General features: G+C 70.7%; 10 protein-coding genes, 1 tRNA gene and 1 pseudogene. 1 reads left to right on the top strand and 11 read right to left on the bottom strand.

All coding sequences use genetic code 11. The features are described from left to right. Positions 1-49: 49 nt before the first annotated feature. From rpmE to OG361_RS27110, 9 genes are all read right to left on the bottom strand, one after another. Positions 50-271: a 50S ribosomal protein L31 gene (gene rpmE, locus OG361_RS27150; protein WP_030210647.1), complete on the bottom strand. Its 222-nt coding sequence runs from the start codon at positions 269-271 to the stop codon at positions 50-52. 236 nt (positions 272-507) lie between these two features. Further along, a complete protein-coding gene (locus OG361_RS27145) occupies positions 508-1,635 on the bottom strand; it encodes an LCP family protein (RefSeq protein ID WP_405862456.1) in 1,128 nt (375 codons plus the stop codon). A gap of 199 nt (positions 1,636-1,834) precedes the next feature. Beyond that, positions 1,835-3,931 carry a transcription termination factor Rho gene (gene rho, locus OG361_RS27140; protein WP_405857600.1) on the bottom strand — a complete coding sequence of 699 codons (2,097 nt, stop codon included), beginning with the start codon at positions 3,929-3,931 and terminating at the stop codon, positions 1,835-1,837. Between the two features lie 423 nt (positions 3,932-4,354). Continuing rightward, a complete protein-coding gene (thrB, locus tag OG361_RS27135) occupies positions 4,355-5,272 on the bottom strand; it encodes a homoserine kinase (protein ID WP_150502986.1) in 918 nt (305 codons plus the stop codon). Between the two features lie 283 nt (positions 5,273-5,555). Then, on the bottom strand, positions 5,556-6,626 hold the full coding sequence (gene thrC, locus OG361_RS27130; RefSeq protein WP_405857598.1) for a threonine synthase: 1,071 nt from the start codon (positions 6,624-6,626) through the stop codon (positions 5,556-5,558). Between the two features lie 7 nt (positions 6,627-6,633). Then, complete coding sequence (locus OG361_RS27125) at positions 6,634-7,932, bottom strand: homoserine dehydrogenase (protein WP_405862454.1); 1,299 nt, start codon at positions 7,930-7,932, stop codon at positions 6,634-6,636. A gap of 136 nt (positions 7,933-8,068) precedes the next feature. Next, positions 8,069-9,460 (bottom strand): diaminopimelate decarboxylase, encoded by a 1,392-nt coding sequence (gene lysA / locus OG361_RS27120; RefSeq protein WP_384571237.1) that lies wholly within the window; start codon positions 9,458-9,460, stop codon positions 8,069-8,071. Positions 9,461-9,478: 18 nt separating this feature from the next. After that, positions 9,479-10,501: an ArgS-related anticodon-binding protein NrtL gene (gene nrtL / locus OG361_RS27115; RefSeq protein ID WP_405857595.1), complete on the bottom strand. Its 1,023-nt coding sequence runs from the start codon at positions 10,499-10,501 to the stop codon at positions 9,479-9,481. Positions 10,502-10,632: 131 nt separating this feature from the next. Continuing rightward, complete coding sequence (locus OG361_RS27110) at positions 10,633-11,115, bottom strand: response regulator (protein ID WP_384571242.1); 483 nt, start codon at positions 11,113-11,115, stop codon at positions 10,633-10,635. Between the two features lie 160 nt (positions 11,116-11,275). On the opposite strand from OG361_RS27110, the gene OG361_RS27105 reads away from it, so the two are divergent. Next, positions 11,276-11,347 (top strand) — tRNA-Arg (locus OG361_RS27105). Positions 11,348-11,567: 220 nt separating this feature from the next. On the opposite strand, the gene OG361_RS27100 is transcribed toward OG361_RS27105, so the two are convergent. Then, the gene (locus OG361_RS27100) at positions 11,568-11,990 is read right to left on the bottom strand and encodes a hypothetical protein (RefSeq protein ID WP_405857593.1); all 423 of its coding nucleotides are present in this window, start codon (positions 11,988-11,990) and stop codon (positions 11,568-11,570) included. Between the two features lie 202 nt (positions 11,991-12,192). Further along, positions 12,193-12,399, bottom strand: a pseudogene (locus tag OG361_RS27095) (site-specific integrase); the annotation flags it as partial. Between the last annotated feature and the right edge of the window lie 39 nt (positions 12,400-12,438).

The following is a 12,438-nucleotide window of genomic DNA, read 5'->3' as shown; positions in this document are numbered from 1 at the left end:
CGGTCCCGGCCACCCGCGCGGGGCGACCGTGGACCGGCGCAGGGGCTCGCTACTTCGCGGCGGAGCCGGCCTTGCCGAAGCGGGCCTCGAAGCGGGCCACGCGGCCGCCGGTGTCGAGGATCTTCTGCTTGCCCGTGTAGAACGGGTGGCACTCGGAGCAGACCTCGGCACGGATGGTGCCCTCGGTCAGGGTGCTACGAGTGGTGAACGACGCGCCACAGGTGCAGCTGACCTGGGTCTCGACGTACTCGGGGTGAATTTCGCGCTTCAAGGTGTCTCCTAGTTTCGGGAGGGCGCCGGGTCGCCGCCGCGGATTGCGGCAGACGTGAACCGGGGCCGACGTACCAGTCTGCCAGGACCGGCCGCATCTCCCCAAACCGGGGTCGGGCCGAAAGTATTCCTGAGCTGCCCGCCGGGCGGTCCTGGATGATCCGCGGAGGGCCTGGAGGCGGTCCGGGGAGGGTCTGGGGGCGGTCTGGAGAGGGCCCGGGGGCGGTCCGGGGGGGGTTATTTCACGACACCGTCCGCCTTGCCCGTGGCCGCGTCCTTCGTCGCCGACGCGGGGATCGGCACGTCCTTCTTGAGCGCCGTCCAGACCTGCCGGGACTGGGCCTCCAGCGGCACCACGCGGTTCGGGTCGGCGGGGTCGTACTCGACCGGCAGCGTGATCATGTGCACGTTCCGGGGGCCGATGCCGGAGAGGCCCTTGGCGAAGCCCATCAGCTCCTGGACCGAGTCGAGCTCCGAGTCGGGGGTGATGGCCTTGGTGGCGGCGTCGGCGAGGTCGAGGAGCTTCGCCGGGTTGGTGAAGACGCCGACGTCCTTGACCTGGTCGATGAAGGCCTTCATGAAGGCCTGTTGGAGCTGGATGCGGCCCAGGTCGCTGCCGTCGCCGACGCTCTTGCGGGTGCGGACGAGGCCGAGGGACTGCTCGCCGTCGAGGGTGTGGGTGCCCGGGGCGAGGTCGAGGTGGCTCTTGGTGTCCTTGATGGGCTGGGTGGTGGTGATCTCCACGCCGCCGAGTTCGTCGATGAGCTTCTTGAAGCCGGTGAAGTCGACCTCGATGTAGTGGTCCATGCGGATGCCGGACATCGCCTCGACGGTCTTGACGGCGCAGGCGGGGCCGCCGACCTCGTACGCGGTGTTGAACATGGCCCGCGTCTCGCCGGGGACGGAGGTGCCCTTCTCGTCGGCGCACCGCGGACGGTCGACGAGGGTGTCGCGGGGGACGGAGACGACACTGGCCTTCTTGTGGCCCTCGTAGACGTGGACGACCATCGCGGTGTCGGAGCGGGCGCCGCCCTCGTCCTTGCCGTACTCGGCGTTGTCGCCGGAGCGGGAGTCGGAGCCGAGGACGAGGATGTCCACGGAGCCGTTGTCGACGTCGTCGGGACGCTCGGCGCCGAGCTGCGCGTTGATGTCGACGCCCTTGATGTTGCCGTCGAGCTTCACGTACACGTACCCCAGACCGGCCCCGCCCAGGACGAGGACCGCGGCGACCCCCGACAGGAGGATCGCGAGGCGGCGGCGCCTGGCGGGCGGCTTGCGGCGGCGGCCGCTGCCCGCGCCTGGGGGTCCCCCCACGCCCCAAGGGCGTCGGGGGCGTATTCGGCCGCTGCTGTTCTGCTCGGTCATCATCATCCCTCGGGCCCTCGGTTCACCATATGTGACGGCGAAGCGCCCGAAAGGGTTGCATATGGATCTGTGAGGTTTCGGCGAGCAACGCACTGCGCCCACCGTGCGGGCACGGTGGGCGCAGTGGTTTACGCAGGTCACGACCGGGTTACGAGGCCGGGGCCGCACCCTTGACGTATGACGCAGGTCACGTCACACGTCAGTCGTCGTTCTTGCCGCCAGGAGTCGTCTTCTGGATCTGGAGCAGGAACTCGCCGTTCGACTTCGTCTGCTTCATCTTGTCGAGGAGCAGCTCGATCGCCTGCTGCTGGTCGAGCGCGTGCAGCACACGGCGCAGCTTCCAGGTGACGGCGAGCTCGTCGCTGCCGAGCAGGATCTCTTCCTTACGGGTACCGGACGCGTCGACGTCCACCGCGGGGAAGATGCGCTTGTCGGCGAGCTTCCGGTCGAGCTTGAGCTCCATGTTGCCGGTGCCCTTGAACTCCTCGAAGATCACCTCGTCCATGCGCGAACCGGTGTCGACGAGCGCGGTCGCCAGGATGGTCAGCGAGCCGCCGTCCTCGATGTTGCGCGCCGCACCGAAGAAGCGCTTCGGCGGGTAGAGCGCGGTCGAGTCGACACCACCGGACAGGATGCGGCCGGAGGCCGGCGCCGCGAGGTTGTACGCGCGGCCCAGGCGGGTGATCGAGTCGAGCAGGACGACGACGTCGTGACCCAGCTCCACGAGACGCTTGGCGCGCTCGATGGCCAGCTCGGCGACCGTGGTGTGGTCCTCGGCCGGACGGTCGAAGGTCGAGGAGATGACCTCGCCCTTGACCGACCGCTGCATGTCGGTGACCTCTTCCGGACGCTCGTCGACCAGGACGACCATCAGGTGGCACTCGGGGTTGTTGTGCGTGATCGCGTTGGCGATCGCCTGCATGATCATGGTCTTGCCGGTCTTCGGCGGGGCCACGATCAGACCGCGCTGGCCCTTGCCGATCGGCGACACGAGGTCGATGATCCGCGTGGTCAGCACGCCCGGGTCGGTCTCCAGACGGAGCCGGTCCTGCGGGTAGAGCGGGGTCAGCTTGTTGAACTCCGGGCGGCCGCGGCCGGAGTCGGCGGCCATGCCGTTCGCGGAGTCCAGGCGGACCAGCGCGTTGAACTTCTCGCGGCGCTCGCCCTCCTTCGGCTGACGCACGGCGCCGGTGACGTGGTCACCCTTGCGCAGGCCGTTCTTGCGGACCTGGGCGAGGGAGACGTACACGTCGTTCGGGCCGGGCAGGTAGCCGGAGGTCCGGATGAACGCGTAGTTGTCGAGGATGTCCAGGATGCCCGCGACGGGGATCAGGACGTCGTCGTCGGAGACCTGCGGCTCGCCGGCCTGGAAGTCGTCACGGCCACGACGGCCACGGCGGTCGCGGTAGCGACCGCGACGGCCGCGACGGCCGCCCGCCTCGTCGTCGTAGTCGTCCTGCGGACCGGCCTGCTGGCCGCCCTGCTGGCTCTGGCCCTGGCCCTGCTGCTGGCCCTGACCCTGGCCCTGACCCTGGCCCTGGCCCTGGCCCTGACCCTGACCGCCCTGGCGCTGACGCTGGCCGCCCTGGCCACCGCCCTGCTGCTCGTCGCCCTTGCCGCGGTCGCGCTGACGGTCACGGCGGTCACGGCGCTCGCCGCGCTCCCCGCGCTCACCGCGGTCACGGCGGCCACGGCCCTCGGCGCCGTCGACGGCACCCTCGGCCTTGGCGTCGGTCTGCGTGTCGGCCTTGACCTCGGTACGGGCGGCCTCGGTGCGGGCCTCGGTCTTGACGACCTGGGCGGCCTCGGCCTTGGCCTCGCCCTCCGGCGAACCGGCGGGGGCGGTGGCACGACGACGACGGCGCTCACCGGCCGGCTGGTCGTCACTGGCAGGCTGGCCCGGGATGTCGATCTGCTGCTGGGCGACGGCCTTCTCGGCCTTCTCCGCCTTGGGCGCGGCGGCCTCGGCCGCGGTCTCGCCCGTACGGGTCTTGGCGGTGGCGCGGCGCTTCGGCTTGGTCTCGGTGGCTTCGGCGGCCTTGGCGGGGGCGGCGGATCCGCTGCCGGCCTGCGCCTCCTTGATGACCTCGATCAGCTGGCTCTTGCGCATCCGCGCGGTGCCCCTGATGCCGAGGCCGGACGCGACCTGCTGCAGCTCGGCCAGGACCATGCCGTCGAGGCCGGTGCCGGAGCGGCGGCGCCGTGCGGTGCCGCCGGTGGCAGCACCTGCGGCGGGCGCGGTGGTGTCGACACTGTTGTCGGCAGTCACGCCCATCAGATCGGTGGTGTCGCTCACGAAGGGTCCTTCCCTGGAGCGGACGTCGGCCATCTGGCTCGGCGACCGGTTGTGCTGTCCGGCAGGGTCCTGGCTTGTGGACCGTGTCCGGGGCGGTGGTCCCGCCGGGTACGGCGGAGAGAGAAACGTGCTGTGGGTCCGGCCCGAGGCCCCCTGCTCGGCCCTCACTGGAAAGAGCGAGGGGTGTCGCGCCGGTTCCGGAGCGTGCTCAAAACTGCTCAGGCAGGCTGCTCAGGCAGTTGAGGAGGCTCCCGGAAGAATGGTGGTCCCTGATGGGGACACTGCGCACCGCTCCACAAAGAGGTCGGGTGCAGACTTGAGGTTAACACTACCGGCTCCAACAAACATTCCCCCTCTCACTCACCGGCAATCTCGTGTCCGGAGCGCTGCGGGGGCGCTGCCCGGCGCCCCCGCCGCCACGCCCTAGGGCGCCAGTGGCAGCACGCTCGCTCCGGACGCGTCGAGGTCGAGCCTGTTCGCGGCCCAGCCCTCGCCCGCCAGCCGGGCGACCTTGTCGGCCGTCCCGTGTTCGGCCAGCGCGAGGACCGTGGGGCCCGCGCCGGAGATGACCGCGGGGACGCCGTCCGCCCGCAGCCGGTTCACAAGAGCGATGCTCTCGGGCATCGCGGGGGCCCGGTACTCCTGGTGCAGCCGGTCCTCGGTGGCCGCGAGCAGCAGCTCGGGGCGGCGGGTCAGGGCCTCGACGAGGAGGGCGGCGCGCCCGGCGTTGGCCGCGGCGTCCACGTGCGGGACGGTGCGCGGCAGCAGGCCGCGGGCGGTCTCGGTCAGTACGGGCTTTCCGGGAACGAAAACCACCGGAACGATGGAATCCGAGGGATCCATCCTGATCGCCCGCGCGGCACCGGACTCGGTCCAGGCGAGCGTGAAGCCGCCGAGCAGACAGGCGGCGACGTTGTCGGGGTGGCCCTCGATCTCGGTGGCGAGTTCGAGCAGGGCCGCCTCGTCGAGCTTGGCGTCCCCGCCTATGGTCACGGCGCGGGCGGCGACGATGCCGGCGCAGATGGCGGCGGAGGAGGAGCCGAGGCCGCGACCGTGCGGGATGCGGTTGGCGCAGACGACCTCGAGGCCGCGCGGCTGCCCGCCGAGCAGGTCGAAGGCCGTGCGCAGGGATCGTACGAGCAGGTGGCTCTCGTCGCGGGGGAGGGTCTCCGCACCCTCGCCGGCGATGTCGACGTGCAGCCCCGAGTCGGCTACCCGGACGACGACGTCGTCGTAGAGGCCCAGCGACAGGCCGAAGGCATCGAAGCCCGGGCCGAGATTGGCGCTGGTGGCGGGGACGCGCACCCGTACGGCGGCGGCGCGGAACGCTGGACCGGCCATCGCTCGATGACTCTCCTTGATTGCGGCAACAGGTATTTCAGACAGCTGGTGTTCAAGAGAGGTACACGGGGACCCGGGGTCCGTTTCGGCCTCGGAGGCGACAACGGCAACAACACCGCGCATATGCGTCGGGGCGGGTTCGGTACAGCCTATCGAAGGAAGGTTCTGTGGCGACATAGGGCGCACAGGAGGCGCACGATGCGTGTCGCGGGCCAACCTGTGCGCCTATGTACGTTCCTGATCGGGTTTCGATCAGTGCTTCACCCCGCGCAGGGGGGTGGGATCAGGCCAGACCGAGGCGCTCGGCGGCGACCGCGGCGTCGACCGGAACGGTGACCGGCTGCGGCGCGCCGGCCACGGCCCAGTCGGGGTCCTTGAGGCCGTTGCCCGTGACGGTGCAGACGATCGTCTGACCCGGGTCGACCTTGCCCTGCTCGGCGGCCTTCAGCAGACCGGCGACCGAGGCGGCCGAGGCCGGCTCGACGAAGACGCCCTCCTGGGCGGCCAACAGGCGGTAGGCGCGCAGGATCTCACGGTCCGTCACCTCGTCGATGAAGCCACCCGACTCGTCGCGCGCGGCGATCGCGTAGTCCCACGAGGCCGGGTTGCCGATGCGGATCGCGGTGGCGATCGTCGACGGGTCCTTGACGATCTCGCCGCGCACGAGCGGCGCGGAACCGGAGGCCTGGAAGCCCCACATGCGCGGCCGGTGCGTGGACATGGCGTCGGCCGCGTACTCGGTGTAGCCCTTCCAGTACGCCGTGATGTTCCCGGCGTTGCCCACGGGCAGCACGTGGATGTCGGGGGCGTCGCCCAGCATGTCCACGATCTCGAACGCGGCGGTCTTCTGGCCCTCGATGCGGACCGGGTTGACCGAATTGACCAGCGCCACCGGGTAGTTCTCGGAGAGGCTGCGGGCCAGCGTCAGGCAGTCGTCGAAGTTGCCGTCGACCTGGAGGATCTTCGCGCCGTGCACGAGGGCCTGGCCCATCTTGCCGAGCGCGATCTTGCCCTGGGGCACGAGGACGGCCGACACCATGCCGGCCCGTACCGCGTAGGCCGCGGCCGAGGCGGAGGTGTTGCCGGTGGAGGCGCAGATGACGGCCTGCGCGCCCTCCTCCTTGGCCTTGGTGATGGCCATGGTCATGCCCCGGTCCTTGAAGGAGCCGGTGGGGTTGGCGCCCTCGACCTTGAGGTGCACCTCGCAGCCCGTGCGCTCAGAGAGGACCTGAGCGGGGACGAGCGGCGTACCGCCCTCACGGAGCGTGACGACCGGCGTCGCGTCCGTGACCGGAAGGCGGTCCCGGTACTCCTCGATGATGCCGCGCCACTGGTGGGTGCCCTTGCTGGTCATGGGTCCTTTACTCCCCTTCAACACGCATGATGCTGGCGACACCGCGTACGGTGTCGAGCTTGCGCAGCGCTTCGACGGTCCCGGAGAGGGCGGCGTCGGGCGCGCGGTGGGTGACGACGACGAGAGAGGCCTCGCCGTCTCCGTCCTGTCGACCGTGCTGGCGCACCGTGTCGATGGATACGCCGTGCTCGGCGAAGACCGTCGCGACCTGGGCGAGGACGCCCGGCTTGTCGGCCACGTCGAGGCTGATGTGGTACCGCGTCACCACGTCGCCCATGGGGCTCACGGGCAGCTGGGTGTACGCGGACTCGCCGGGGCCGTTGGCCTCGTTGAGCTTGTTGCGGCACACGGCGACGAGGTCGCCGAGGACGGCGGAGGCGGTCGGAGCACCGCCGGCGCCGGGGCCGTAGAACATGAGCTGCCCGGCGGCGTCGGCCTCGACGAAGACCGCGTTGTACGCCTCGCGGACGGAGGCGAGCGGGTGGCTCAGCGGGATCATCGCCGGGTGCACGCGCGCGGTGACGGACCCGCCGTCGGCGGCGCGCTCGCAGATCGCGAGCAGCTTGATGGTGCAGCCCATCTGCTTCGCCGAGGCGAAGTCGGCGGCGGTGACCTCGGTCATGCCCTCGCGGTAGACGTCGTCGAGGCGCACGCGCGTGTGGAACGCGATCCCGGCGAGGATGGCGGCCTTCGCGGCGGCGTCGAAGCCCTCGACGTCGGCGGTCGGGTCGGCCTCCGCGTAACCGAGGGCGGTGGCCTCGTCCAGCGCCTCGGAGTACCCGGCGCCGGAGTTGTCCATCTTGTCGAGGATGAAGTTCGTCGTGCCGTTGACGATGCCCATCACGCGGTTGATCTTGTCGCCGGCGAGGGACTCGCGGAGCGGGCGGATCAGCGGGATGGCGCCGGCGACCGCGGCTTCGTAGTACAGGTCCTGCCCGTGCTGCTGGGCGGCGGCGTAGAGCGTCGCACCGTCCTGGGCGAGGAGCGCCTTGTTCGCGGAGACGACGGAGGCGCCGTGCTCGAAGGCGGTGGTGATGAGGGTGCGGGCCGGCTCGATCCCGCCGATGACCTCGACGACCACGTCGATGTCACCCCGTTTGACGAGGGCGGTGGCGTCGGTGGTGATCAGCTCGGCCGGGACGCCTCCGCGGACCTTGTCCGGGCGGCGGACCGCCACGCCGGCGAGCTCGACCGGGGCGCCGATGCGCGCGGCGAGGTCGTCGGCGTGCGTCGTCATGATGCGCGCCACCTCTGAGCCGACCACTCCACAGCCCAGCAGCGCCACCTTCAGCGGACGCGTACGCATCATCCGACCTCTTTCTCGTACTTCTGCTTCGTATTTCTACGGTGGGTCCAGTCTCACTCACCGGACGGGGGTTTCCGCCCCCTGTCCGGATCCTGAGACATCTATTTCATCACTCGACTATGACTCGACTATTTCATCACCCGACGTCGAGGCGCAGGAGATCTTCCTCCGTCTCGCGGCGGACGATGACCCGCGCCTCGCCGTCCCGGACGGCCACGACGGGCGGCCGGAGTGCGTGGTTGTAGTTGCTGGCCATGGAGCGGCAGTACGCGCCGGTGGCGGGCACGGCGATGAGGTCGCCGGGCGCCAGGTCGGCCGGCAGGAAGGCGTCCCGTACGACGATGTCACCGCTCTCGCAGTGCTTGCCGACGACCCGGGAGAGCATCGGCTCGGCGTCGCTGGTCCGCGAGACCAGGCTGACGCTGTACTCGGCGTCGTACAGGGCGGTGCGGATGTTGTCCGACATGCCGCCGTCGACGCTCACGTACGTGCGCAGCCCTTCGAGGGGCTTGACGGTCCCGACCCGGTAGAGCGTGAAGGCGGTCGGCCCGACGATGGCGCGGCCGGGCTCGACGGAGATGCGGGGGGTGGCGAGACCGGCGGCCTCGCACTCCCGCGTCACGATCTCGCTCAGCGCCTTGGCGATCTCGTGCGGCTCGCGCGGGTCGTCCTCGGAGGTGTACGCGATGCCGAGACCGCCGCCGAGGTCGATCTCGGGCAGCTCGACCCCGTGCTCGTCACGCACCTCGGCGAGCAGCTGCACGACACGCCGCGCGGAGACCTCGAAGCCGGCCATGTCGAAGATCTGGGAGCCGATGTGCGAGTGGATCCCGATGAGCTCGAGACCGTCGAGCTTGAGGGCCCGCCGGACGGCCTCGGCGGCCTGCCCGCCGGCCAGCGCGATACCGAACTTCTGGTCCTCGTGCGCGGTCGCGATGAACTCGTGCGTGTGGGCCTCGACGCCGACCGTCACCCGGATCTGCACGCGCTGGCGCCTGCCGAGCGACTGGGCGATGTGGGCGACGCGGGCGATCTCCTGGAAGGAGTCGAGGACGATCCGCCCGACCCCGGCCTCGACGGCCGTACGGATCTCGTCCTCGCTCTTGTTGTTGCCGTGGAAGGCGATGCGCTCGGCGGGCATGCCGGCCGAGAGCGCGGTGGTGAGCTCCCCGCCGGAGCACACGTCGAGGTTCAGCCCCTCCTCCTTGAGCCACCGCACGATGGCCCGGGAGAGGAACGCCTTCCCGGCGTAGAACACGTCGGCGTCCTTGCCGAAGGCCTCCGCCCAGGCGCGGCAGCGGGCGCGGAAGTCGGTCTCGTCGAGGAAGTAGGCGGGGGTGCCGAACTCCTCGGCGAGGTCGTTGACGTTCAGGCCGCCGACGGTGGCGACCCCCCGCTCGTCCCTCGTGACGGTCCGGGCCCACACCTTCGGGTCGAGGACGTTGAGGTCGGCGGGCGGCGCGGAGTAGTGCCCCTCGGTGAGGACGTCGGCGTGGCGGGGCCCTGCGGGGTGGGCGGAACGGCTCATGTCTGCTCTTCTGCTCTTTCAGATCCGGTCGGGTGCGCTGATGCCGAGCACGGAGAGGCCACCGGCGAGCACCGTCCCGGCGGCTTCGGCGAGCGCCAGCCGGGAACGATGGGCGGCCGAGGGTTTCTCGTCGCCGAGCGGCAGAACGGTGTGCTGGAAGGCGAGCAGCGCGTCGGCGGTGGCTTCCAGGTGCCGGGCGACCCGGTCGGGGGCGCGGTGGCGGGCGGCGGCGAGGAGGACGACGGGGTGGTCGCCGAGAACGCCGAGAAGCGCGGTCGCTTCGATGGGGGCGTCGTGGGCGGGGGCGTTGTGGGCAGCGGCCTCGTGGGCGGGGGCCCCGGGTGCCGCGTGGGGGGCGGGGGTGACGCCGAGCTGCTCGCCGTTGACGAGCAGCCGCCGGACTCGGGAGTACGCGTACCGCACCCGGAAGAGGGGGTTGCGCTCGTGCTGGACGAGGAGGGGCGGCCCGTCGAGGGGCCGGTCGTGCGGCGCGGCCCGCAGGAGGGCCCAGCGGGCCGCGTCGGCGCCGAGGCCCTCGACGTCGTACGCCCCGGGCCGCACGTACATCCGCTCGCCGCCGCCACCGAACCCGGCGTCGGCGCCCTGCGACCGCAGCAGCCGTACGACGGTCTCGGCGACGACGACGGCGCGCGGCTCCGCCGCCTCGGCGAAGCGGACGGTGGTACCGGCGAGGGCGGTGCCGTGCCCGTACGCGGATCCGGCGGCGAGGACCGTACGGACGAGCTCGCCGCCGGCGTCGCGCTGGAGGGTGAAGTTGAGGAAGCCGGGCCCGGTGATCTCGACACGGCGGATCCCGGGTGCGTCACGGAGCCGTTGCTCGATGATCCCGGCGACGTCGAGCGCGCTGCGCCCGGCCGACCGGGCGAGGGTGAGGGCGACGTTGCTGGCGTACTCCCCGGCACCACCGGGCCGGGCCCGCTCGACCTTGACCCGCGGGGGCACCTCGACCCGCAGCGCACCGTCGTCGACCGCACGGCGCACGGCGCGCAGCACGGTGAGGGAGAGATCCGCGGGGGTCACGGGTCAAGCCTAGGGGAGGAGGGGGGGCCGAACGCGAACCGGTTTCGCCATGCGGGCACCCGGGGGCGGACCCGGCCCGGCGCGCGTACCACCCGCACGCCTCTCCCCCACCCTCACCCGCTCGCTCACCCTCAGAGGGGACCGGGCCGACTCCCTGCGCGTCGGGTGTCCTGCCGCCCCTCTGCTGCGGGCGGCTCCTCTCCCCCGTCCTGCCCGGTGGCCTCCCGCCGCTCCCGCCGCTCGCGGTGCATCAACTGACGCACGACGCGCACGAGCTCGGAGGGCTCGAAGGGCTTGGCGAGAAAGGCGTCGACACCGGAACCGACCCCGCCGGCCACCTCGTGCTCACCGCAGGCACTGATGATCGCCACCGGCAGATGTCTGGTCCTCGGATCGGCACGCAGCCGCTCGGCCGTCTTGATCCCGTCCAAGCGGGGCATGACGACATCGAGGGTGACGACATCAGGACAGACCTGATGAACGACATCCAGACACTCGGCACCATCGGCCGCGGTCACGACCTCGAACCCCTCGAGTTCGAGATTGACCCTGATCAACTGCCGGATCACCTTGTTGTCGTCGACAACGAGCACCCGACCGGACACGCCTGACACACGAACGAGAGTAGGACGCCCCGAGCGGCTGCGTCCGGGTTTTGCCCACTTCCGACCCGTGCGGGGGACCCAGCCCCTGGTGACACCACGGAAATACCTGTTCACAGGCACGCCTCACGAGCTGGTAGTGTTCAACCCGTCGCCGCCGAACGCGGCGGACGCCCCCGTAGCTCAGGGGATAGAGCAACGGCCTCCGGAGCCGTGTGCGCAGGTTCGAATCCTGCCGGGGGCACTTCGCAAGAAGTGCCACACAGACCCCGTGATCAGCGGAAACGCTGAGTGCGGGGTCTTGTTGTATGTGCAGGCGTGTGCCGGGCTGAGTGGCTGTGTGTCGGGGGCTGCGGCCTATTCGCGGCCTGGGCCGTGGAGCGAAGCCGCAGGTGAGAGGGCGGGAACGCAGAAGGCACCGGGGCGGGTCCCAGGTGCCTCGCGTGGGAAACGATGCCGTCCCACTAGTCGGCAGTCACGCCCCAGTAGCCGATCTGAGCGGGCTCGCCGTCGCGATAGAGCACGGTGCAGTTGCCCTGGGCGCGATCGGGAAAGTCCAACTGCCCTGAGTCGAGAGCCTCGTCCCATTCCTCGTACGTGGGTTGACCGTCGGGGGACCAGGCGCGCACCTCGTCATCGGTCAGCGGACGCATGAACGGACCGTCGTCCGTGTCCGTGGCATCGATCATGTGAGGGAAGTCCAGCACGGTTCCCGTGCCACCAGTGAAGATGTACTCGTGCCATGCCGGGTCCCGCCACAACTCCTCGATGGATCGCCCTTCGAAGCCGTGGTCGTCCCGCGCGAGCGTCTCCACTCGGGCCTGCCGGAACGCAGCTGTCAGATCACGCTGATACTGGCCCGTCTGAGTCCACGCGTTACCGCCCATCCTTGTCCCCTCCCCCTTGAGCTGTCCTCGTGAAGGGGCAGCGTAGGGGACGGCACCGACAGTGCACCTCGCTCGATCACGCGTACTCGCGCAGCGGCTTCGATACGTGATTCGCCACTGGACATCGCGCCAGGTGAGAGACCACAAACCACGAAGCCCCCGGGACAGGTCCCAGGGCCTCGCGGGGTGCTTCACTCGCCTCTCACTCGTACTCGCGGAGCAGGTCCTCGATCCGTCGATTCGCCACTTCCTGGCGCCCGTCGAGGCACTTCGCGTACCGACTCAACAGCACCTCCACGCTGTTGCCGGCGCGCTCGGCGACCTCTGTGGCGTCCACACCCGCGTTGAGCCACGTGGAGAGCGCGGAGTGCCGGAGGTCGTACCGACGCTGGGCGAGTGGCGAGGCGGCGGCGCAATTCAGGGCAACTGCCTCAACAGCGGGCCGGGG

This window comes from Streptomyces sp. NBC_00090 (assembly GCF_045160815.1).
Taxonomy (GTDB): Bacteria; Actinomycetota; Actinomycetes; order Streptomycetales; family Streptomycetaceae; genus Streptomyces.
This window is presented reverse-complemented; position numbering and strand designations above follow the sequence as displayed.